Annotated in this window: 16 protein-coding genes and 1 tRNA gene; 11 read left to right on the top strand and 6 right to left on the bottom strand. The window is 41.8% G+C overall.

The annotated features are described in order from the left end of the window. Positions 1 to 23 precede the first annotated feature (23 nt). Positions 24 to 98: transfer RNA gene (locus AC4PG5_RS10605), tRNA-Arg, on the top strand. 271 nt (positions 99 to 369) lie between these two features. Here the strand turns inward: AC4PG5_RS10605 and secDF are convergent. From secDF to AC4PG5_RS10580, 5 genes are all read right to left on the bottom strand, one after another. Next, on the bottom strand, positions 370 to 3,378 hold the full coding sequence (gene secDF, locus AC4PG5_RS10600; protein ID WP_492028856.1) for a protein translocase subunit SecDF: 3,009 nt from the start codon (positions 3,376 to 3,378) through the stop codon (positions 370 to 372). A 341-nt stretch (positions 3,379 to 3,719) separates the two neighbouring features. After that, entirely contained in the window at positions 3,720 to 5,807 is a 2,088-nt protein-coding gene (locus AC4PG5_RS10595; protein WP_492028855.1) for a M3 family metallopeptidase, read from the bottom strand. Between the two features lie 23 nt (positions 5,808 to 5,830). Next, positions 5,831 to 6,919 carry an endonuclease/exonuclease/phosphatase family protein gene (locus tag AC4PG5_RS10590; protein ID WP_492028854.1) on the bottom strand — a complete coding sequence of 363 codons (1,089 nt, stop codon included), beginning with the start codon at positions 6,917 to 6,919 and terminating at the stop codon, positions 5,831 to 5,833. 18 nt (positions 6,920 to 6,937) lie between these two features. Beyond that, complete coding sequence (locus tag AC4PG5_RS10585) at positions 6,938 to 7,840, bottom strand: rhomboid family intramembrane serine protease (protein WP_492028853.1); 903 nt, start codon at positions 7,838 to 7,840, stop codon at positions 6,938 to 6,940. Continuing rightward, positions 7,821 to 8,492 carry a rhomboid family intramembrane serine protease gene (locus tag AC4PG5_RS10580; RefSeq protein WP_492028852.1) on the bottom strand — a complete coding sequence of 224 codons (672 nt, stop codon included), beginning with the start codon at positions 8,490 to 8,492 and terminating at the stop codon, positions 7,821 to 7,823. Before AC4PG5_RS10580 ends, AC4PG5_RS10585 begins: the two co-directional genes overlap by 20 nt. A 227-nt stretch (positions 8,493 to 8,719) precedes the next feature. Here AC4PG5_RS10580 and AC4PG5_RS10575 point away from each other — a divergent pair, with 227 nt between their 5' ends. Together AC4PG5_RS10575 and argS are read left to right on the top strand one after the other, a co-directional pair. Continuing rightward, positions 8,720 to 8,995: an HU family DNA-binding protein gene (locus AC4PG5_RS10575; RefSeq protein WP_492028851.1), complete on the top strand. Its 276-nt coding sequence runs from the start codon at positions 8,720 to 8,722 to the stop codon at positions 8,993 to 8,995. A gap of 349 nt (positions 8,996 to 9,344) precedes the next feature. Continuing rightward, positions 9,345 to 11,138, top strand: coding sequence for an arginine--tRNA ligase (argS, locus tag AC4PG5_RS10570; protein ID WP_492028850.1), 1,794 nt, complete (start codon positions 9,345 to 9,347; stop codon positions 11,136 to 11,138). An 875-nt stretch (positions 11,139 to 12,013) separates the two neighbouring features. Here argS and topA read toward each other — a convergent pair. After that, positions 12,014 to 14,362, bottom strand: a complete 2,349-nt coding sequence (topA, locus tag AC4PG5_RS10565; protein ID WP_492028849.1) for a type I DNA topoisomerase — start codon at positions 14,360 to 14,362, stop codon at positions 12,014 to 12,016. 410 nt (positions 14,363 to 14,772) lie between these two features. On the opposite strand from topA, the gene AC4PG5_RS10560 reads away from it, so the two are divergent. The 8 genes from AC4PG5_RS10560 (at position 14,773) to AC4PG5_RS10525 (ending at position 25,252) form a co-directional block, all read left to right on the top strand. Then, on the top strand, positions 14,773 to 15,960 hold the full coding sequence (locus tag AC4PG5_RS10560; protein WP_492028848.1) for a THUMP-like domain-containing protein: 1,188 nt from the start codon (positions 14,773 to 14,775) through the stop codon (positions 15,958 to 15,960). Between the two features lie 41 nt (positions 15,961 to 16,001). Next, the gene (locus tag AC4PG5_RS10555) at positions 16,002 to 16,955 is read left to right on the top strand and encodes a calcium/sodium antiporter (protein WP_492028847.1); all 954 of its coding nucleotides are present in this window, start codon (positions 16,002 to 16,004) and stop codon (positions 16,953 to 16,955) included. Between the two features lie 111 nt (positions 16,956 to 17,066). Then, positions 17,067 to 18,203: an N-acetyltransferase gene (locus AC4PG5_RS10550; protein WP_492028846.1), complete on the top strand. Its 1,137-nt coding sequence runs from the start codon at positions 17,067 to 17,069 to the stop codon at positions 18,201 to 18,203. Positions 18,204 to 18,217: 14 nt separating this feature from the next. Beyond that, positions 18,218 to 20,095 (top strand): DNA topoisomerase IV subunit B, encoded by a 1,878-nt coding sequence (locus tag AC4PG5_RS10545; protein ID WP_492028845.1) that lies wholly within the window; start codon positions 18,218 to 18,220, stop codon positions 20,093 to 20,095. After that, positions 20,092 to 20,550, top strand: coding sequence for a pantetheine-phosphate adenylyltransferase (gene coaD, locus AC4PG5_RS10540; RefSeq protein WP_492028844.1), 459 nt, complete (start codon positions 20,092 to 20,094; stop codon positions 20,548 to 20,550). Before AC4PG5_RS10545 ends, coaD begins: the two co-directional genes overlap by 4 nt. A 22-nt stretch (positions 20,551 to 20,572) precedes the next feature. Beyond that, positions 20,573 to 22,198, top strand: a complete 1,626-nt coding sequence (locus tag AC4PG5_RS10535) for a S41 family peptidase (RefSeq protein WP_492030746.1) — start codon at positions 20,573 to 20,575, stop codon at positions 22,196 to 22,198. A 367-nt stretch (positions 22,199 to 22,565) separates the two neighbouring features. Beyond that, on the top strand, positions 22,566 to 23,252 hold the full coding sequence (locus tag AC4PG5_RS10530) for a succinate dehydrogenase/fumarate reductase cytochrome b subunit (RefSeq protein ID WP_492028843.1): 687 nt from the start codon (positions 22,566 to 22,568) through the stop codon (positions 23,250 to 23,252). Positions 23,253 to 23,305: 53 nt separating this feature from the next. Further along, complete coding sequence (locus AC4PG5_RS10525) at positions 23,306 to 25,252, top strand: fumarate reductase/succinate dehydrogenase flavoprotein subunit (RefSeq protein ID WP_492028842.1); 1,947 nt, start codon at positions 23,306 to 23,308, stop codon at positions 25,250 to 25,252. Position 25,253 lies beyond the last annotated feature (1 nt).

Below are 25,253 nucleotides of genomic sequence, written 5' to 3'. Positions count from 1 at the left end.
CCCTTATCTTTGCAACAGAAAAAGGCCTTGTAGTTCAACGGATAGAATAGAAGTTTCCTAAACTTTAGATAGGGGTTCGATTCCCCTCGAGGCTACCATTCGCAACAAGAGATCATTAGCTGCATCATAGACATGCATGACTTCTTTTCACTACTTCTTAGATTTTTAAGGTTAACGCTTCTCAATCACTTTTAAAAAACAGGCTTCAAACTCTATTTGGATCTTTCTCGGATTCCCTTTCAACCATTTTGTTGAGGTAATTTGGAAGATTCAGCCAGACTATGCCTTTAATCTGTGATCTATATAAATGAGTCAATAATAAAAAACCTCCTCCAAAATTGGAAGAGGTTTTTTTATTTGATCAAGAGTCTACTCTTCTATTTTCTTATTTTTCAACATGTTATATGCTATAGGAGAAGCAATAAACAATGAAGACAATGTACCAATAACCACACCAAGGATCATGGCAAAGGCAAAGCTACGGATAGAATCACCACCAAGAATGAAGATACACAACAATACGATAAGTGTACTCATTGAGGTGTTGATGGTACGAGCTAAAGTCGTATTCAACGAATCGTTGAATAAGTCGCGAACACCACGTTTCGGATACAGTCCGAAGAACTCACGCACACGGTCGAAGATTACCACCTTATCATTAATAGAGTAACCAATAGCGGTCAAGATAGCACCGATAAAGGTTTGATCGATTTCCAACGAGAAAGGAACAATACCCCACAATAATGAATAAGCACCAATGATCATGATAGTATCACTCGTCAAAGCCACTACAGAACCAACACTATAAGCAATGTTACGGAAACGAAGCAAGATGTATAGTCCGATAGCAACAAGAGCCAATACAACCGACCAGAATGCTCCGGTCTTAATATCGTCTGCAATACTTGGTCCTACTTTTTGTGAGCTAATGATACTACCACCGGTATGATTATCACGATCGATAAATGTTGCCAAAGTAATGTTTTGAGTCAACAATGGTTTAACCGATTCATATAAGAAGGCTTCGATTTCAGAGTCAACATTCTCAGCGTCTTCCTCTATACGGTAGTTTGTACTGATACGTACGGTTTTCTTATCTGTACCGATTGCGATCACGTTAACATTGGCGTCCTTACCAAATTTATTCGCGATCAAATCACGCACTTGTTCCGGTTCAACAGGTTTCTCAAATTGAACTTTAAAGTTACGTCCACCGGTAAAGTCAATACTTTGGCTAAGGCCGCGGATCGCAAACGAACCCACACACACCAAAATAACAAGACTAACAATCATCAACGACGTCTTGTTGCTTCCCATAAAATCAAAACGACTATTAGCCATCATGTTTTTAGAAACTTTTGATGTGAAAGTTAAGTTCAACCACTTATCCTTGCTCATAAAGTGTTCATAAACCAAGCGAGTAACGAACACTGCAGTAAAGAACGACGCCAAGATACCGATGATTAAAGTAGTCGCAAATCCACGAATAGGACCTGTACCAAAGTAGAACAAGATAATACCGGTAATGATTGAAGTTAAGTTCGAGTCGAAGATAGCAGAGAATGCATTCGAATAACCATCAGCAAGTGCTTGTTTAACACCCTTTCCGGCACGAAGTTCTTCTTTCGTACGTTCGTAGATCAATACGTTAGCATCCACAGCCATACCCAATGAAAGCACCATACCCGCGATTCCCGACATGGTCAATGCAGCCTGGAACGACGACAAGACACCCAATGTAAAGAAGAAGTTCAAGAACAAAGCACTATTAGCCACCATACCCGGTATAAAGCCGTACATGACACACATATAAATCATCAATACCACCAAGGCCACGATGAAAGAGAAAATACCGGCGTTGATAGATTCTTGTCCTAATGACGGACCTACGATATCTTCTTGAACGATGTGAGCAGGAGCCGGCATCTTACCAGACTTTAATACGTTGGCCAAGTCTTTTGCTTGTTCCGGTGTAAAGTGTCCGGTGATTTGTGAACGTCCACCTGTAATTTCAGAATTTACATTCGGTGCAGAATACACATAGTTATCCAAAACGATCGCAATAGAACGACCAATATTTTGTTTAGTCAATTGTGCCCAACGACGAGAGCCGTCAGAATTCATACCCATACTAACAGCAGGTTTACTGAATTGGTCGAACTCATCTTTCGCATCAGTTACCACATCCCCTTCAAGAGGTGCTTTACCGTTGCGTTCAGTCGATTTAATTGCATAAAGTTCGAAGATCTGTCCTTTCTTGTCGAATTCAGCAGGAGAAACACCCCACTTTAATCGCAAGTCTTTAGGAAGTTCAGATTGAACCTCAGCCATAGATAAATAACGATTAATATCCGCTGTATCTTTATAGTTTGCATAACCAACAATCGGACCTTGACCGCTAGAGTTTAATTGAAGTATAGCCAATAACGGATATTGCTTCTTCATATCAGCTGTAGCCGTTTCTTCTTTTTCAGCCTTCTTGTCGCCTTTCAATGCAGCAGCAAGACTGTCAGCAGCATTCATGCTCTTCTCAACTTTGACCTCTTGAGCAACAGCTTCTTTCACAATAGAAGAATCAGTTGTTAAGGAGTCAGTTGTTGTTTCATTAGTTAAAACAGCATGCAATTTACGATCGGCAGCTTGAATATAAGGAAGAGCTTCTTTAGCTGTATAAGTTTCCCAGAACTCCAAGTTAGCAGAACCCTGCAACAACTTTCTTACGCGCTCAGGCTCTTTAATACCCGGAAGTTCCACCATGATACGTCCCATTTTATCCTCTAAGCTTTGGATATTAGGTTGAACCACACCGAAACGGTCGATACGTGTACGAAGGACATTATACGAGTTTTCAACAGCAGCTTTCACTTCTTCTCTCAAGACTTTTTCAACCTCAGCATCAGATGATTTTTGGCTGACTTTATCTTTTAACTGTTGTGTCGCAAATAATTCAGAAAGTTTAGCTCCAGGTGCAACCTTGTGGTATTCTTTAACAAATAAAGAGATCACATCCTCTTGGCTGTTCATTGCTTGTTTGGCAGCAGCCCCCAAAGCTTTGTTAAAGTTCTCGTCGGGTTTGTTATCTGCAAGCGACTTAATAACATCAGGAACAGAAACTTCAAGAATAACGTTCATACCACCTTTTAGGTCAAGACCTAAACTAATCTCCATCTCGCGACATTGTTTCAGCGTATAGTTACCCAGCCAGATCTTCTCATTCGAGAGAGAATCTAAGTAGTCTTGCTCCATCTTCAAATCTCCTTTTGCATACTCTTTTGCCTTATTGGTATAATGGCGAGTTACAAAAGAAAAGGATAGATAAAACAAACAGACTAGTGTGAGTAATACCGCAAAAACTTTAATAAATCCTTTGTTTTGCATTTTACTTAGTTTATTTATGATTATTTTTTAATTTAATTCGGTGTATACAAGGCTGCAAATATAGTTTTTTTTTCACATTTGATGTAATAACCGCCCAAATATTTGATAATTAGAACCCGTTTTGAACCTCTTTTTTGAAGTTTTCATCGGTTCTATTTATAAATATTTCAAAAAAAGAGAAAAGCACCCGTGACAGATCATCGTCCCTTTGGGCGATAAGCCTCCAAAAGCAGGTCGATTATTGCTCTCAGCTCACAGTTATCTAACATTAATCCCCGGAAAGCGATACCGCTTTCCGGGGATTAATTCCACCAAGAGAAGTATAGAGAATGACCGATTAATTAATCAATCATTCCTCTATTCTTAAGCATAGGCTCCAATTGAGGTTCAGATCCACGGAAGTTCTTATAAAGAGTCATCGGATCTTCGCTATCTCCTTTTTGAAGCACATTACTTCTAAACAAATGAGCTGTTTGTTGATCGAAAATGCCCTTTTCTTTAAAAGCTTCAAAAGCATCATTATCGAGAACGTTAGCCCAAAGATAGCTATAGTAGCCGGCAGCATATCCGCCAATGATATGATTAAAGTAAGTTGTCCGATAACGAGGAGCTATTTCCGGAATCAGACTCAACTGATCCATCGCTTGTTTCTCAAACTTAATCGCATCAAATCCTTTGACCTCTTTCAACATATGCAAGTCCATATCAAGAATCGCAGCAGCCAACAATTCAGTCGTCATAAATCCTTGATTGAAAGTCTTTTGTTTTAAGATTTTAGCCACAATTTCATCCGGAATAACTTCACCGGTTTTATAGTGCTTAGCATACATCTTCAACACTTCCGGTTCAGTAGCCCAATGTTCGTTGATTTGCGAAGGTAATTCAACGAAATCACGTACCACACTTGTACCTGAAACCCCACGATATTGGCATTTCGTCAACAAGCCATGTAAAGCATGTCCGAACTCATGGAAAAGCGTCTCCACCTCATCCAAAGTCAGTAATGAAGGTGTATCGCCAACAGGTTTAGTAAAGCTAGCCACGTTACAAACCAAAGGACGGATATCGCCTTGCTGGTCGCGATAGTTGCTCATCCAAGCTCCACCTCTTTTACCCGAACGAGGATAATAGTCGACATAGAAAATACCAATCTGCGAACCATCGGCATCTTTCACATTGAAAACCTCAACATCCTTATGATACGTCGGAACATTATTCAACTTTTCGAGGGTAATGCCATAAAGTTTATGAGCTACCATGAAAGCCCCTTCACGAACATTCTCTAATTTGAAGTAAGGTTTCGTTTCTTCTTCACTCAAATTATATTTTTCTTTACGAAGCTTCTCAGTGTAATACCACCAATCCCAAGCTTGTAACTTTTCACCTTTGCCTTCTTTATCCATCATTTTTTGCAATTCTCCGGCTTCAGCTTGAGCTTTCGGCAAAGCATACTTCCATAGTTTATTCAAAAATGCCATCACCGTTACATCATTCTTAGCCATCGTATTGTCTAAGACAAAGTTAGCATAGCAGTCGAATCCAAGCAACTGAGCTTTTTCTAAGCGTAACGCTAAGATGGTTTTAATCACCTCCTTATTATCGTTCTTGTCATTATTGTTGCCTCTATTGATATAAGCCTTATAAATTTTTTCACGAAGGGCTCTGTTATCGGCATATTGCAAAAATGGAAGTCGACTAGAGTTTTGAAGTGTAAACACCCACTTACCTTCTTTTCCATCCGCCTTAGCCTCTTCAGCCGCACTCTGGCAGAACCATTCCGGCAATCCGGCAAGATCTTCTTTCTTATCGACCACCAACTGGAACGCATTATTCTCATTCAAGATGTTATTGCTGAATGTGATACCCAAAGTCGATAATTCCTTATTAATCTCGCGCAAACGAGCTTGTTTCTGAGCATCCAATCCGGCTCCCGAGCGGACAAAATCTTTATAAACCTTATCCAAAAGACGCTTTTGCTCCGTATTCAGTTGCAAGCTATCCTTTTGTTGATAAACCACATTAATCCGTTTAAACAAATCGGCATTTAATAATATATTATCGCCATGTTCCGATAAAACCGGAGCTAACTTGATAGACAACGCCGTCAACGAATCGGTCGTTTCAGCATCGGTCATATTATAAAAAATCAAACTCACACGATTTAAGATCGGAGAACTATTATCAAACGCCACGATCGTATTTTCGAAAGTCGGAGCTTCCTGATTCTCAACAATCGCTTTGATGTTTTGATTCTGTTCTTCGATACCCTTTAAGAAGGCCGGTTCGTAGTGTTCAAGCTTAATTTGATCAAAAGGAGGCACACCATGCTCCGTTTGAAACTCACTCAAGAAAGGATTACTTTCTGTCTTTGTAGCGCAAGAATATAACATACAACTTACAGCTAAAACGGTTAATGTTTGTTTAATCATAAGGTTTTTTTAAGTTTAAGTATTTAGCGTTTTTTTACATAGCACCAAATGGGATAATGATCGGATTCCTTAATAGAACGATCCACAGTACAATTAAAGGCCTCTAAGTTAGTACTAATTAAAATATTATCAATACGAAAGTAGAATTTGTTTTGATTATAAGAGATTCCCAATCCGCGTCCGGATTCAGTAAACGCATCGTCCAATCCTTTCCTCATAATGCGATGAGTATACGATATGGAGGCATCATTAAAATCGCCGCACACAATCACCGAAGGATAGGTCGACTGCTCAACCACCTCGGCCACTGCCTCGGCTTGTTTAGAACGAATCACAGAAGCCTCAGCCAATTTCCTAACCAGATGCTTCAAGCCACTCTTGACTTTCTTGGCTTCCGGTTTATTCAACATCTCTTCATAAATCACCTTATCTTCCTTCGTGAGCTTATTCGATTCTAAGTGATTATTAATCAACATCAATGTATCGTCTCCGATCTTCAACTTATAAACCATCGACCCGTTGTAATCACTCTCATAATCGACCTTATCGGCACTCAAAATCGGATACTTCGAGAAGCAAGCCATCTGATTACCGCCTCCCTTTCCTCCAACAGATTGAATTCGTCGGTATCGATACGCTTTCAAGGCCGAAAGGATCTCCTTCCGAGTGAGATACTTCCGATCTTTAGTCTCAGCATATTCTTGTAAGCAAATCACATCCGCGCCACTCTGAACCAAATAATTCAAAATCTCATTCTGCCCCTTCACCTTTTTCAGTCCATTAAAGCCCATAACGTTGTACGACAACACCTTTAGACTTCCAGCCGGAACATCAGTCACCGAATGAATAGGCACATACGTTCTGATTTGAGGAAAACAGATGAGAAGAGCAATCAAAGAAACCAAGGCATAACGGTAGTTGACGAACAACCAAAAGATAAAAAAGCAAAGCGTAAGCGCGAGGAAAAAAGGGAAAGTAAGTCCCACACAAGAGACTAGCGGGTGTGCAGCCGGGTGAACATACGAGCTGTATGCGATTAAAATAAAACAAATCGCCAAACCCATATTGATGGCTAAAATCACGCGCCCAACAATCCGACCGACCCTTTTCATACCCCAGAAATTACATTTTTATCGTTTACTCGCATCGAACAAACTCTTCTTCTCTTCGGTCGTCAAGCTATTATAACCCGATTTCTTGAGTTTATCTAAGATACGATCAATCTCATCCGACTGCTCCTTCTTACGCGCATTATAATCGTAATCTTGCTGCCGTCCCCCTTTATGATAGTGCACCTTCATTTTAGGTTTGCGTTTAAACGACCAACCGGTCGTCAGCCATCCGCCTATCGTATCTATCACCTTGTTTACCCAAGCCGTTAGATCGGTGCCCCTCTTTAGAGCCATAGCAAAACACAAGCCTCCCAAAGCTCCACCTAAGTGAGCAATATGTCCCCCGGCATTCGACGAAGTCATCAAGAGCAAATCCGTTCCAAAAACAATCAATGCTAAATATTTCAGTCGAATGGTTCCAAACAAGAACAAACGTATCGGATAATTAGGTTCACGGTAAGCAATAGCAGAAACGATAGCCAACACCGAGGCCGATGCCCCCACAAGAGTCGCCTCCATGAGATGTTCTTCAAAGAAAGGAAAAACGTTATAAGCCAACATATAAAGCAATCCCCCAAAAAGTCCCCCAATCAAATAGAGGCCGCGAAGATGTTTAGAAGAAAAGAAATATAAAAACAGAGTACCAAACCAATAGAGCCACAGCATGTTAAACAAGATGTGGATAAATCCGGCATGCATAAACATATAGGTCAGCAACGACCAAGGCTGCTCAATCCATCGCTCCACAGAAGCCGGAAGCGCTAAGACCTCGAGAAATCCGGCCGCTGTCCGGTTGAATAAATTCAAAAGCACCTCTATCAATGTGGTCACCACAAACAGCCCCACATTAATATAAATCAGTCGTATAGCCACATTGCCTTTACGAAAGGCCTCCCGAAGATCAGTTATAATAGCCCCCATCGTTTTTTTTCTTTTTCCAATACATGATGAAGATAAATCCAAAAATCATACCACCGAGGTGGGCAAAGTGTGCCACGTTATCCCCGGGGTTGTTAGCAATCCCCGAATAGAGTTCAATCAACGCATAACCGATCACAAAGAAACGCGCTTGAATAGGGAAAGGAAGTGGAAACACAAACATCTTCTCGCGAGGGAATAACATACCAAAAGCCAACAGAATGGCATAAATCGCACCGGAAGCCCCAACCGTTGTCATTTCATTCAAGAACGCATCCATCGACATAATGGTTGTTCCCGTATTGACCTGAGTATACTGACTCAATTCTGTGACATATTGGATATATTGTACCAACTCCTGAATCAATCCGGCTCCGATACCACAAGCGATATAAAAAAACAAGAACTTACGAGGTCCCCACACCTTCTCTAGCAATCCGCCAAACATAAAGACGGCAAACATATTAAAAAAGATATGAGAGAATCCGCCGTGCATAAACATATACGTGAATAATTGCGCCGGATTAAAATCGCTTGCTAAGAAAAAATGCAATCCGAGATAGTCAGTCAAATCAATACCATAACGTTCGCCAACGATCGTAGCAAAAAAGAGCAAAGCATTGATTATGATTAGGTTTTTAGTGACTTTAGGCATAGTTGATCTTTTATTTTTTAGACATATAGAGGCAAAAGTAAGAATAATTTCTGTTTTAAAGCATCAAAACAAGTGTCTATTAGTTCTTTTTCAATATTTTACTACCTTTTTTTATGTTTTTATTTGATATATTATTTTGTTCGTTTATATTTGTCAAACAGTAACCCAGAGTTAACCTTTTGGATAACATATATATACATATTATTTAATTAATCATTTTTTGTGTTATGAATAAATCTGAACTTATTAGCGCAATGGCAGCTAAATCTGGCTTAAACAAAGCCGATGCCAAGAAAGCATTAGAAGCTTTCGTTACTTCTGTTACAGAATCTTTGAAAGGTGGCCAAAAAGTTTCACTTGTAGGTTTTGGTACTTTCTCTGTAAATGAAAGAGCAAAAAGAACCGGAGTAAACCCGTCAACTAAAAAAGCAATTGTTATTCCGGCTAAAAAAGTGGCTAAGTTCAAACCGGGAACGGAATTAGCAGAAGCTGTTGAAAAATAAAAAAACAGCGTGATCTGATATTGACTATTTAAATATCCGAAGCCAATCCCTAAGAGAAAAACACGAAATGAGAGAGAGCCGGATACCCGGAAAGATCTTACATCATTTAGGGAAGCCGAAGAATAGATCTAATCGATAAACCTTATTTATAGCTGATAACACCACATTGAGTCGTGGGGTTATCAGCTATTTTTTTATTCTCTTCTCTCCTTAGCGGCAAGAGGTTATGAATATGCGAAAAATATAATTTACTCTTGCATCAACCCGTAAACCTGCATTTTTTTCATCTAATAGACCTAACCTTAGCGAATTATAAGTTATCTTTGCACCAAGAAAATAATAGTAAGACATGAATATAGAAGAAAAGCTGACAGGTTCAGTCATTAACGCCCTGAAGTCTCTTTACGGACAAGAAATTGCGTCAGGACAAATACAATTGCAAAAAACAAAAAAAGAATTCGAAGGACATCTCACCCTCGTTGTCTTTCCTTTTTTAAGACTTTCTAAAAAAGGACCGGAACAAACCGCACAAGAAATAGGAGAATACCTACAAGCGAACGAACCGGCTGTAGCCAACTTTAATGTCATCAAAGGATTCTTAAACCTCAGTATAGCTTCCTCTACATGGATTGAGTTATTGAACACTGTTCACACCAATGAGACCTTCGGGATTACCCCAACCACAGAACAATCTCCGTTGGTGATGATCGAATACTCCTCGCCCAATACAAACAAACCTCTTCACCTCGGCCACGTCAGAAACAATTTGTTAGGTAATGCCCTATCGAACATCATGGCAGCCAATGGCAACAAGGTGGTGAAAACCAATATTGTCAACGACCGTGGTATCCATATTTGTAAGTCGATGTTGGCTTGGAAAAAATACGGTAATGGCGAAACTCCTGAGAACAGCGGAAAGAAAGGCGACCACTTGGTAGGCGACTATTACGTGGCATTCGACAAGCACTATAAAGCTGAACTTGCCGAACTGATGGCCAAAGGAATGAGCAAAGAAGAGGCAGAAGCCGCTTCACCGTTAATGGCAGAGGCTCGCGAGATGCTTGTGAAATGGGAAGCCGGCGATGCTGAAGTGCGTGAACTTTGGAGCATGATGAACACCTGGGTTTACGACGGGTTCGATAAGACTTATCAAAAGATGGGCGTTGGATTCGACAAGATCTATTACGAATCGGACACTTACCTCGAAGGAAAAGATAAAGTCATGGAAGGTCTCCAGAAAGGTTTCTTCTTTAAGAAAGAAGATGGCTCGGTATGGGCTGATCTCACTGCAGAGGGATTAGACCACAAGTTATTGCTCCGTGGTGACGGTACATCGGTCTACATGACTCAAGATATAGGTACAGCAAAATTACGTTTCGCCGATTATCCTATCGATAAGATGATCTACGTTGTAGGAAACGAGCAGAACTATCACTTCCAGGTATTATCGATCTTGTTAGATAAGCTCGGATTCGAATGGGGAAAAGGTCTCGTACACTTCTCTTATGGGATGGTTGAACTTCCGGAAGGAAAGATGAAATCACGTGAGGGTACAGTGGTCGACGCCGATGACTTGATGGAAGAGATGATCACAACCGCTAAAGAAACGTCTCAAGAATTAGGCAAATTAGACGGGCTGACTCAAGCAGAAGCCGACAACATTGCCCGTATTGTTGGTTTAGGAGCCTTGAAATATTTCATCTTAAAGGTGGATGCAAGAAAGAATATGACTTTCAACCCGAAAGAATCGATCGACTTTAATGGTAATACCGGTCCCTTCATCCAGTACACTTATGCCCGTATCCAATCGGTATTGCGCAAAGCGGCTGAATCGGGTATCACTATCCCTGAAGAACTTCAATCGACCATTGAGTTGAACGAGAAAGAAAAGGGACTTGTTCAGATGATCGCAGACTTCCAGACTGTTGTTAAACAAGCTGGGGAAGATTATAGCCCTTCAATCATTGCAAACTACATCTACGACCTCGTTAAAGAATACAACCAATTCTATCACGACTATAGCATCTTACGTGAAGAGAATATGGAGGTTAAGGTTTTCCGACTCGCTCTGTCTGTCAACCTAGCTAAAGTAGTTCGTCTAGGTATGGAATTATTAGGTATCGAAGTTCCGAACAGAATGTAAAAACGATAAACACACATATACAACTAAACAACTCAAAGAGGTTGCTTCACATCTGGTTGAAGCAGCCTCTTTTTTCGTAGTCCACTCTCCAGAAGAATAAAACAGATCGATTTATCCCACACTCCCACACTAAATTCCCCGAAAAGTCTGTATTGCTCGACTTTTCAGTCAAGTGTGGGATAGCTTGTTTGAGCAATTATCCCACACTAAAGGCGGGGTATCTCACACCATCCCTCACTCAGCGCCCCGTTTACCTTCAAAGGCAAACAACTCTTAGTCTCCTTTTAATGGATCCTTCAGCACAATTAAACAGTCTCTCTATGTCTCGAACAACTCTACCTATTTAATTAAGCACCATTGAAGTTCGATTTATTGGCGTTGAAGCTTCATTAGCCGTTGTTGAGGTTAAATTTGTTGAGCCCTCGAACGTGGGCTCTTCAGCCCTCGAAGGAAAACCCATGAGCCCTCGAACGAGGGCCGAAGAGCCTTCGAACGAGGGCTCAACACATGCAACTTGCTCAGCACTTAAAGGCCGTACAAAAACGGTTAGACTCGCTGTGAGATTAGTTAATAGCAATGTGATTCTGATGTGATTCACTTTATGATTCACCTCATGAAGGGCCGGAAAAAGCGTGTGGCATTTATTCGATCTGACACCCATCTGCCACACCTATCTGCAACGCCTCTTTCTGACTGAAAGACAAACACTTAAACCTAAGGAGTGGCAGCGTTGCAGATCTTTCACAAAAAACAACCGCATGTGGAGCGTATCGCTAAGAGGGAAACACAAGAACAGGCCGCCTCAACATCGATTGAGACAGCCTGTATCGCTTATTCTTAGTCGTTGATGAGCTACCAAAGCTCTGAACAACGTTTTATTTCTTCTTAGTCGTGCGACGCTTACGTGCCGGAGCATTAGCCGCCTTCTCTTCCTGAAGTTTGATCAAGTCCATACAACTCTTCAAACTCAAGTCCTGCGGAACAATATCCTTCGGAATCTTATAGTTGTTCCCTTTATAAGCAATATAAGGTCCGTAACGACCATTCAAGATCTCCAATTCCGGTTCTTCTTCGAACGCTTTAATATGGCGTTCCGCTTCTTTCGCCCGCTTCTGCTGAATCAAGACAATAGCCTCATCCAAAGAAACCGTCATCGGATCTAACTCTTTAGGCAAAGAGACATAAACACCACTATGTTGGATATAAGGTCCAAAACGTCCAATACCCACCTTGGCCACCTTACCTTCATATTCTCCCAATTCACGAGGCAACTTGAAGAGTTCTAAAGCATCTTCCAAGGTAATGGTTTCCATCGATTGTCCTTTCATCATTTGGGCAAAACGAGGTTTCTCTTCATCATCGGCTGTACCAATCTGAACAACGGGACCGTAACGACCGATCTTCACCGAGACTTGTTTACCGGTTCCGGGCTCTTCACCAAGTACGCGTTCACCGACCTTATGTTCGGTCTTAGTGGCTAAGGTTCGTTCCACAGAAGGGTGGAAGGCCTCATAGAATTTCTTCATGATCGACGTCCACTCCACACCTCCTTCAGCCACCTCATCAAATTCCTTCTCAACGGTTGCCGTAAAGTTGTAATCCAAGATATCCGGGAAATATTCGGTTAAGAAATCATTCACCACAAAGCCAATATCGGTCGGGAAAAGTTTCGCTTTCTCAGTACCAACCACTTCGCTAAGCGTTTCATCCTTCACGGCGTCATCGCGCAACGTCAAGGTGTTATATAAACGTTCTTCTCCTTCTCTATTTCCTTTTTCAACATACTCACGTTGTTGAATGGTAGAGATGGTCGGTGCATAAGTAGAAGGACGTCCGATGCCTAGTTCTTCCAATTTACGAACTAAGCTGGCTTCCGTATATCGTGGAGGACGTTGTGTAAAACGTTCAACGGCCATCACCGTCTCACATTGCAACGATTGTCCTTTCTTCAATGGCGGCAACAAGTGGCTTTCAACCTCCGGTTCATTATCGTCATCATACGACTCACGATACACGCGAAGGAAACCATCGAACTTGATCACTTCACCAACAGCGACAAAATAATCGGCTCCTGCACTCATATGAATGGTTGCAGTGGTCTTTTCAAGTTCGGCATCCGACATCTGCGAAGCGATCGTACGCTTCCAGATCAGATCATATAATTTTTTCTCCTGAGCACTACCTTCGATGCTTTGATTCTCCATATAAGTTGGACGAATCGCCTCATGGGCCTCTTGTGCTCCCTTAGTACGGGTTTCAAAATGTCGGTTATGAACATAAGAGTCCCCCATCAAATTTAGAATGGTCTCTTTACATCCTTGAGTCGCGTAATCGGATAAGTTCACCGAGTCGGTACGCATATAGGTGATGTATCCCGATTCATACAACCGCTGAGCGATGATCATCGTTTGAGCCACCGTGTATCCAAGCTTGCGAGCCGCTTCTTGTTGCAAAGTAGACGTCGTGAAAGGAGCCGCCGGCGTTTTCTTTACCGGACGTTTGCTGATATCATCAATCACGAAAGTCGATTGTCGGCAATTGGCCAACAGGCTTTCGGCTTCACTCTTCGTTTTTAATCGACGGTTCAGCTCGGCTTTCATCTCTACAAAGCTACCTCCATCTTCAGGTACTAAAAATACCGCGGTTACTTTATAAGAGGCTTCACTCTTAAACGCATGAATATCGCGTTCACGCTCAACAATCAGACGTACAGCAACCGACTGCACGCGACCGGCGGATAAAGCCGGTTTCACTTTCTTCCACAAAACCGGCGACAACTCAAAACCTACGATTCGGTCAAGAATTCGTCGGGCTTGTTGCGCATTCACCAAGTCTATATTAATGTGACGTGGCTGTTCAATGGCTCTAAGTATGGCAGGTTTCGTAATTTCGTGAAAGACAATCCGCTTTGTGTTCTCAGGCTTTAGCTTTAAGACTTCATAAAGGTGCCATGCAATAGCTTCTCCCTCGCGGTCCTCATCGGATGCGAGCCAGACGACTTCTGCCTCTTTAGCTTCCTTCTTTAGTTCGCTAACCAACGCTTGTTTGTCTCCCGGGATCTCATAATGTGGTTGAAAGTTTTTTTCTATATCAATACTGAACTCTTTCTTCTTGAGATCACGTATATGACCGTAACTGGAAAGAACTTTGAAATCCTTTCCAAGAAACTTTTCAATGGTTTTTGCTTTTGCCGGAGACTCGACAATGACAAGGTTTTTCTGCATAATTCTTTTCGTTCTAATGGTATTACCATAACATTCAGCCGCAAAAGTAGAAAAAAAGATTCTCCTTACCTTAATAAAAAACAAGATATTCTCTCTTTTTAATTAAAATAGGAGTTTTAAATTGGCCCTCTAACATTATATAACGCAAAACTCTCCATAAATTAAAAAGATGTTAAGGCTTTATTTTAAAAGGTCTATCGTTAGGGGAATGGGCATTATACGGCGAAATGGGCATTCTAAAAAGGCGTTTTTAAGATCTATTGATCAGAAATAAGGTTCACATCGGCAAATGTTTATATCTTTGCATCAAATTGAACGGTTATTCAACAACGAAGCGGTCTACTCTAACTTAACCGACTGGTCATTGGTTGATTAGACGGATCAATTCTGTAATTCTATCGCATATATTCATGAAAATCAGTTCTCCCGACACCCAGCAATTTATAGAACATCATCTTCAAGATAATATTCGTTCTTTAGCTCTTCAAAAAGGGAAGTATCCCGATGTTGATCTCACAGAGGCCATCACTCAGATTGCCGGCTATCAAGTTGCACAAGAGAAAATACCGACATGGGCAAAGCTCAGAACAATCGTCTACCCACGACACCTCTCGCTCGAACAATGTTCGTCCGAGGCAACGGCATTATATAAAGCCTCACTTGTTGAGGGCAACGAATTGGTCGACCTCACCGGAGGTTTCGGCATTGATTGTAGTTTCATGGCTCAGAAGTTCAAAAAGGCCACTTATGTTGAACAGCAAACCGAACTATGCGATCTGGCCACCCACAATTTTAAAGCACTAAACCTAGGACACATCCGTGTAGTAAACAGCGACAGCGTTGAGTTCTTAAAAGAGATGTCGCCGGTCGACACGCTCTTTATAGATCCGGCAAGACGCAATGAACATGGAGGGAAGACGGTGGCGATCTCCGATTGCGAACCCAACGTGGGCGATCTGGAAGATCTTCTCTTACAAAAAGCGCCACAAGTGATGATTAAGTTGTCTCCCATGCTCGACATGACCTTGGCCACTAGAGCTTTAAAGAGGACAACAGCCATTCACATCCTTTCGGTCAACAATGAGTGTAAAGAGTTGCTTTTCATTCTTCAAGAGACTCCCGAACCAACAGACTTCCGATTATATTGTACCAATATTACTTCTGCAGGAGAACAGCCGTTATTCTCATTCACGCGAAAAGAAGAAGCAGAAAGCGAATGCCTTTATACCGATCAGGTAAAAAACTACCTCTTCGAGCCTAACGCATCGATATTGAAAGCGGGAGCCTACCGGAAAGTCGCCGAAACATTCGAGCTCGAGAAGCTACATCCCAACAGTCATTTATATACCTCGGACGAACCGAGCAGTGCTTTTCCCGGTCGAAAATTTCAAGTTGAGGAGGTGTGCGGATTCAATAAGAAAGAACTTAAGCAATTGTTAGGATATTCAAAAAAAGCGAACCTCACGATCCGTAATTTTCCGTCGACTGTGGCCGAACTTCGCAAAAGATTAAAGATCGGAGAAGGCGGTGACGTCTACCTTTTTGCGACAACTTTAGCCAACGAACAAAAAGTGTTGATACGATGTAAGAAAATCTAGTTGAATGATTATCTTTGCAACAAAACTTACGACTTAATTTTATGGATCTACTACTACTCATTGGAGGATTACTACTTATTCTTTTAGGGGCAAACGGGTTAACAGACGGTGCAGCATCTGTAGCTAAACAGTTACGTATTCCCCCGATTGTGATTGGTCTTACGATTGTAGCTTTCGGAACTTCAGCCCCCGAACTCACGGTCAGTGTATCATCTGCACTCAAAGGCAGTGCCGATATCTCCATCGGTAATGTGGTCGGAAGCAATATCTTTAATACGCTGATGATTGTGGGATGCACGGCTCTTTTTGCCCCCATCGTCATCACACGTAACACGTTACGGAAAGAGATTCCTCTATGCATTCTAGCCTCCATCGTTTTGTTTATTTGCGCCAATGATGTTTGGTTCGATCATCATTCACAGAACGTCATCAGCATCACCGATGGCTTATTACTCCTCTGCTTTTTCATTATTTTCCTAGGATATACCTTTGCCATCGCCTCGCATTCGAATGGAGACAGCCCGGAAGAGATTCGACAAATGCCGTGGTGGAAATCCACGTTATTCATTTTAGGTGGATTAGGAGGACTGATCTTCGGTGGCGATTTATTTGTAACCGGTGCCACAGGTATTGCCCGCGGATTAGGAATAAGCGAGTCAATCATCGGCTTAACGCTCGTAGCCGGTGGCACTTCACTTCCGGAATTGGCCACTTCGATTGTTGCGGCTTTGAAAAAGAATCCGGAGATAGCGATTGGTAACGTGATCGGCAGTAACTTATTTAACATTTTCTTCGTTCTGGGATGCAGTGCAAGCATCACTCCACTTCGAGTGAATGGCATCACCAACTTCGATCTAATCAGCCTCATCGGGGCAGGAGTTCTGCTCTGGCTGTTCGGTTTATTCTTTGCCAAACGAACCATTACCAGGATAGAAGGAAGCCTGATGATTATAGGCTATATCGTCTATACCGTGATACTGATTTATAACGCTTAATGACGACGACAGGACGTTTATTTCAACGAGACAAGTGTGATTTACACCCGTCATCCAATTGATAATTAAAGATTATCAACTATCTTTGCTTGCTCAATCATAAATATAGATATGGCTATTACAATTAAAAAAGTCTCAACTAAAGGAGAACTTAAGAAGTTTATTCGCTTCAATTACCAATTATACAAAGGTAGCCCTTACTCAGTACCCGACTTGTACGACGACATGTTGAATACCTTCAACAAGAAGAAAAATGCAGCATTTGAGTTTTGCGAGGCCGATTACTTCTTAGCTTATAAAGACAATCAAATCGTGGGACGCGTAGCGGCAATTATCAATACTCGCGCCAACGAAACATGGAATAAAAAAGAGGTTCGCTTCGGTTGGATCGATTTCATTGATGACCTCGAGGTTTCTTCTGCCTTGCTTCAAGCCGTTGAGCAATGGGGTAAAGAACGAGGGATGACCGACATCCAAGGGCCTTTGGGCTTCACTGATTTTGATGCCGAAGGAATGCTGATAGAAGGCTACGACCAGCTCAGCACCATGGCAACCATCTACAACCACCCTTACTACCCTCAACACATGGAGCAGTTGGGCTATGCCAAGGATGCCGATTGGGTGGAATATAAGATTTACATTCCTGAGGATATTCCTGAAAAGCATAGACGCATCTCCGAATTGATCCAGAAGAAGTATAATCTGAAGATTAAGAAGTATACCTCTTCTAAGAAATTGGCTAAAGATTACGGACAAGCGATCTTCGAATTGATGAACGAAGCCTATAGCCCACTTTATGGTTATTCGGCACTGACGCAGAGGCAAATCGATCAGTATGTACGGATGTATCTGCCGATTGTGGATCTTCGAATGATCACACTGATCACCGATGCTGAAGACCAGCTCATTTGTGTCGGTCTGTCGATGCCTTCTCTTTCGGAAGCTTTACAAAAGTCGCATGGGCGATTACTCCCCTTCGGTTGGTATCACCTCTTTAAAGCCTTGTTCATGAAACGAAGAGCTAAAGTTCTCGACCTCTTACTTGTGGCTGTAAAACCTGAATATCAGAACAAGGGGGTTAATGCCTTGTTGTTTTACGACTTGATTCCGGTTTACAAAAAATTAGGCTTCATTTATGCTGAGAGTAATCCGGAACTTGAGATCAACGGTAAGGTACAAGCTCAATGGGAATATTTTAAAACCGAACAACATAAGCGTCGCCGCGCATTTACCAAACCAATCGATTAATATTTTAAACGAACATGGAAAAGAACGAATTGATCATTAATCCAGACACTAACCCGATAGAGTATACAGACGATAACATCCGCCACCTCAGCGATATGGAACACGTACGTACCCGTCCCGGTATGTACATTGGAAAGCTTGGTGACGGCTCTCATGCCGAAGATGGAATCTATGTTCTTTTGAAAGAAGTGATTGATAATAGTATCGATGAGTTCAAGATGCAGGCCGGAAGGAAGATTGAAATCTCAATAGAGGACAACCTACGCATCTCTGTTCGTGACTACGGTCGAGGTATACCACAAGGTAAACTCGTTGAAGCCGTAAGTGTATTGAACACCGGTGGTAAATATGACAGTAAGGCTTTTAAGAAGAGTGTCGGGCTAAACGGAGTCGGCGTAAAAGCGGTCAATGCCTTAAGTTCGAATTTTGAAGTTCGTAGTTACCGAAACGGTAAGGTTCGTATAGCAACTTTCTCGAAAGGAGAATTAAAAACAGACCAGACGTTGAGTTCGGAAGAAGAGAATGGTACGTATATCTTCTTTGAACCGGACAATTCCTTGTTTTTAAATTATAGTTTCCGAACAGAGTTTATAGAGACGATGTTACGAAACTACACCTATTTAAATACGGGCCTGGCTATCCTCTTCAACGGACAGCGGATCATCTCTCGCAACGGACTAGTCGATCTGTTGAACGACAACATGACCGCCACGGGGCTTTATCCGATCGTCCATCTTAAAGGAGACGATATTGAGATCGCCTTTACTCATACGGGACAGTATGGCGAAGAGTACTACTCGTTTGTCAACGGACAACATACCACACAGGGTGGTACGCACCAGAGTGCCTTTAAGGAGCACATCGCTCGCACCATTAAAGAGTTCTACAATAAGAATCAAGATTATACCGACATCCGCAACGGACTGGTCGCTGCCATCGCCATCAACGTCGAAGAACCGATGTTTGAGAGCCAAACGAAAATTAAGTTGGGTTCGACCAATATGATCCCCGGTGGGATAACGGTCAACAAACATGTGGGCGATTTCATCAAACAAGAAGTGGACAACTTCTTACACAAGAATGGTGAGACGGCAGACCTCATGCTCCAAAAGATACAAGAGTCTGAGAAAGAACGAAAAGCCATTGCAGGAGTCACCAAGTTAGCCCGCGAAAGAGCTAAAAAAGCCAATCTTCACAACCGGAAACTGCGGGACTGCCGCGTGCATCTGAACGATACAAAAGGCAAAGGATTGGAAGAGGAATCTTGCATTTTTATCACCGAGGGAGATTCAGCGAGTGGTTCAATCACCAAAAGCCGCGACGTGAATACTCAAGCCGTATTCAGCCTTCGCGGTAAGCCGCTAAACTCATTCGGACTCACCAAAAAGGTGGTTTATGAAAATGAAGAGTTTAACCTGCTACAAGCTGCACTAAACATAGAAGACGGTATCGAAGGGCTTAGATATAATAAGGTGATTGTTGCTACCGATGCCGATGTCGACGGCATGCACATTCGTCTATTGTTGATCACCTTCTTTTTACAGTTCTTCCCGGACCTGATCAAAAAAGGACACGTTTATATCTTACAGACCCCTCTATTCAGAGTTCGAAACAAAAAGAAAACGAACTATTGTTACAGTGAAGAAGAACGGGTTAATGCCATTGAGGAACTCGGGCCAAACCCTGAGATCACGCGATTTAAAGGATTGGGAGAAATCTCTCCGGATGAGTTCAAACACTTCATCGGCAAAGACATGCGATTGGAGCAGGTTTCATTAAAGAAGACAGACGCCGTCAAAGAATTGCTTGAGTTTTATATGGGCAAGAACACGATGGAGCGTCAGACCTTTATCATAGAAAATTTGATGATTGAAGAAGATTTAGCATCATGAAAAGAGCTATTTTCCCCGGGACATTCGATCCCTTCACTATTGGGCATGCCTCGATAGTAGAACGTGCATTAACCTTTATGGACGAAATCATTATAGGTATTGGTATCAATGAAAATAAAAATTCTTACTTTCCGACGGAGAAAAGAATCACCATGATCCAAAACCTTTATCAAAATAACCCTCGGATTAAGGTGCTGTCGTACGATAGTCTAACGATCGATTTCGCACGTCAGGTTGAGGCACAGTTTATCCTCAGAGGCATTCGCACGGTGAAGGACTTTGAGTATGAGGAAACCATCGCAGACATCAATCGCAAACTTGCCGGAATTGAGACCATACTGCTCTTCACCGAACCGGAGCTGACTTGTATCAGTTCAACCATTGTACGTGAATTACTTTCTTATAAAAAAGACATTAGTCAGTTCATCCCGAAAGGTATGATCATTGACGACTAACTATTTATACATTATGACGAACATGAAATATCTCAGCCTCTTTTTAATCAGTCTTTGTACACTAAGCTTAAACGCACAAGGTTTCGGATCACCTGCGATGCAAAAGCTACAGATGGCAGAATTCGCGATATCGAACCTTTACGTCGATAAAGTTGACGAGAACAAGCTGGTTGAAGAAGCCATCATCAAAATGCTCGCTCAGCTTGATCCCCATTCAACCTATTCAGATGCCGAAGAGGTGAAAAAGATGAATGAGCCTCTGAAAGGTAACTTCGAAGGTATAGGTGTACAATTCCAAATGATTGAAGATACTTTGTTAGTGGTACAACCGGTCAGCAACGGCCCATCAGAAAAGGTTGGAATTCTTGCCGGTGACCGAATTGTCGCCGTGAACGATTCTGCCATTGCAGGGGTTAAGATGAGCACAGAAGAGATTATGAGCCGGTTGCGCGGACCTAAGAATTCCAAAGTCAACCTAACAATCATTCGCCGCGGTGTCATTGATCCCCTCCTCTTCACCGTTAAACGTGATAAAATTCCAATCTACAGTTTAGATGCCTCATACCTCATTCAGCCAAAGATCGGATATATTCGAATCAGTCGCTTTGCGGCCACCACAGCCGATGAATTTAATGCGGCTATTAAAAAATTGCAGGCCAACGGTATGGTTGACCTCGTTCTTGACCTCCAAGGCAACGGGGGTGGGTATCTCAATGCCGCGATCGACATTGCAAATGAGTTCCTCGGTCAAAAAGAGCTGATCGTCTACACAGAAGGTCGGAAAGCACAACGTGCTGAGTTTTTTGCAAAAGGCAATGGCAAACTACGCAACGGACGCCTCATTGTCCTCATTGACGAGTACAGTGCTTCGGCAAGCGAAATCGTCACCGGAGCGATTCAAGATTGGGATCGCGGTCTTGTTGTTGGACGCCGTTCCTTTGGAAAAGGTCTCGTTCAACGCCCTATCGACCTCCCCGACGGATCAATGATTCGTCTGACCATCGCTCGATATTATACGCCTTCGGGACGTTGCATCCAAAAACCGTACAATAGCACAGCAGATCTAAAATTATCGACCAATAGTGCTGCAAGTGGAGAAGCAAACATCTCTCAATATCATTCCGATCTATTAGAACGCTACAATCGCGGTGAAATGACCAATGCCGATAGCATTCATTTCCCGGACTCTCTGAAGGTCTATACCAAAAAGCTCAAACGAACGGTATATGGTGGGGGTGGTATCATGCCGGACATCTTTATTCCTATTGATACCACATTGTATACGGACTATCATCGTGAATTAATAGGTAAAGGGGTGGTTATTAAATATACGATGAAATATATCGAGAAAAACCGCATAGGATTGAAACAACAGTATAAAAAAATCGATTCATTCATCAAAGACTTTACCATTAGCGAAGAGATGCTAAGTGAACTCCGTCAAATGAGCGAAGAAGAAAAGATAAAATGGGACGAAACTCAATACCAAAAATCACTCCCAATGATTAAAGTACAATTAAAAGCACTGATCGCAAGAGATCTATGGGACATGAATGAGTATTTTCAGATCATCAACTCGACTAATCAAAGCGTACAAAAAGCATTAGAAATCCTTAATTCTAAAGCGTACGAAAAGAAACTCAAATAATTAAAGCCCTCGTTACAATAGCTTGTAACGAGGGCTTTTTATTCCTTATCAATTATCACCCCCTACTCTTGTTCTTGTAGTTTACTATTAAAATACAAATATTCAATCACATGATTTTTCTAGAAATGTGATTGAATATCCATTTTCAAAGCTCTAATCTCAAAAACAGTTCAAAGCTCTCCATGTTGCATTGGAATGCCGTTTCTGGACCTTATTGGATAATATTTAAATCAAAATGCAGGATTAAAGAATAATTTCTTTAATCCTTTGGTTGATCCATTTAATTACCCTATTTTTGCACCTTGTATAGAACACCTAATCAAAGCATTATAGTAATAATTATTAAATAATTTAAATTCAATCATTTATGTGGTTAAGTAATTCATCTGTAGGAAGGAAAGTGGTGATGAGTGTTACCGGACTCGCCCTTGTCCTATTTCTAACCTTTCACATGGCAATGAACCTTGTTGCTATTTTTTCAGCAGAAGGGTACAATTTGGTTTGTGAATTTTTAGGTGCAAACTGGTATGCTTTAGTCGCAACAGCGGGCTTGGCAGCACTTTTTGTAATTCACATTATTTATGCATTTTGGCTAACGATCCAAAATCGCAAAGCGCGTGGTAGCGAACGTTACGCCGTAGCTGAAAAGCCTAAAAACGTAGAGTGGGCTTCACAAAACATGCTGGTATTAGGCATTATTGTGATCCTTGGTTTAGGTTTACACCTTTTCAACTTCTGGGCAAAAATGCAGTTACCGGAGTTGATGCACAAAATGGGTTGTGCAACAGCCGACATCACTTATGCAGCAGATGGTGTATACCACATTCAGAATACTTTCTCTAATCCGATATATGTCGTATTATACCTTGCATGGTTAGGCGCTATCTGGTTCCATTTAACTCACGGTTTCTGGAGTTCAATGCAATCACTTGGTTGGAACAACAAAGTATGGATCAATCGTTGGAAATGTATTTCTAACATCTACTCTACTGTTGTGGTTGCATGTTTCGCCATTGTAGTGATCGTATTCTACATCCAATCACTTGCAGTGTAACAACGCAACTTGCTAATTTATTTTTTATAAATGATTAAATCGGACATAAGATTATGATTAAGATAGATTCAAAAATTCCGGAAGGACCAGTAGCAGAGAAATGGACCAATTATAAAGCTCACCAAAAATTGGTAAACCCTGCAAACAAACGTCGTTTGGATATCATTGTTGTAGGTACAGGATTAGCCGGTGCATCAGCAGCAGCTTCCCTTGGTGAAATGGGATTCAAAGTACTTAACTTCTGTATCCAAGACTCTCCTCGTCGTGCACACTCTATTGCTGCACAAGGTGGTATCAATGCCGCAAAAAACTACCAAAACGACGGTGACTCTGTTTACCGTTTATTCTACGATACAGTAAAAGGTGGCGACTATCGTGCCCGTGAAGCTAACGTTTACCGTTTGGCTGAAGTATCGAACGCTATTATCGACCAATGTGTAGCTCAAGGCGTTCCATTCGCACGTGAATACGGTGGTACACTTGATAACCGTTCATTCGGTGGTGCCCAAGTATCACGTACATTCTACGCAAAAGGTCAAACCGGACAACAGTTATTGCTTGGTGCATATTCAGCATTGAGCCGTCAGGTCAATACCGGAAACGTTAAATTATACACTCGCTACGAAATGCAGGATGTCGTTATCGTTGACGATCGTGCTCGTGGTATTATCGCTAAAAATCTTATCACAGGAGAACTAGAACGTTTCGCTGCTCACGCTGTAGTTATTGCTACAGGTGGATACGGTAATGCTTATTTCTTGTCGACTAACGCTATGGCTTGTAACTGTACAGCAGCTATTGCTTGTTACCGTAAAGGTGCAGTATTCGCTAACCCTGCTTACGTTCAAATTCACCCGACTTGTATCCCGGTTCACGGTGACCAACAGTCGAAATTGACTTTGATGTCTGAGTCATTACGTAACGACGGTCGTATCTGGGTACCCAAAAAACTAGAAGATGCGAAGAAACTTCAAGCAGGAACTTTACAAGGTAGAGACATTCCTGAAGAAGATCGCGACTACTATTTGGAACGTCGTTATCCGGCTTTCGGTAACTTGGTTCCTCGTGACGTTGCGAGCCGTGCAGCTAAAGAACGTTGCGACAAAGGCTTCGGCGTAAACAATACCGGTTTAGCTGTATTCCTTGATTTTAGCGAAGCGATCAACCGCTTAGGCAAGGATGTTGTTGGTCAACGTTATGGTAACTTATTCGATATGTATGAGGAGATTACCGACGTAAGCCCTTACGACAATCCAATGATGATCTATCCGGCTATTCACTACACTATGGGAGGAATCTGGGTAGACTACGAACTTCAAACGACAGTGAAGGGTCTATTCGCTATCGGTGAATGTAACTTCTCTGACCATGGAGCTAACCGTTTAGGTGCATCAGCATTGATGCAAGGTTTGGCTGATGGCTATTTCGTATTGCCTTACACCATTCAAAACTACTTGGCTGATCAGATTACTGTTCCTCGTTTTTCTACCGATCTTCCTGAATTCGTAGAAGCAGAGAAAGCTATCGAAGCTAAGATTGATCACTTCATGAATATCAAGGGTACTGAGTCTGTAGATACAATTCATAAAAAACTTGGTCACGTGATGTGGGAATACATGGGTATGGGACGTACTGAAGAAGGGTTGAAAACCGGTTTGACTAAACTGAAAGAAATCCGTAAAGAGTTTGAAACCAAACTATTTATCCCTGGATCAAAAGAAGGTATGAACGTAGAGCTTGACAAAGCTATCCGTTTGTACGACTTTATCATTATGGGTGAACTTGTAGCTTACGATGCATTGAACCGTAACGAAAGTTGTGGTGGTCACTTCCGTGAAGAGTACCAAACTGAAGAAGGTGAAGCAAAACGTGATGACGAGAACTTCTTCTATGTGGCTTGCTGGGAATATCAAAACAATGATGATACTGCACCAGTGTTGCACAAAGAATCGCTTGTATATGAAGCAATCAAAGTTCAAACTCGTAACTACAAGAGCTAAT

Source organism: Bacteroides sp. QWL-09 (genome assembly GCF_058683585.1).
This window is presented reverse-complemented; position numbering and strand designations above follow the sequence as displayed.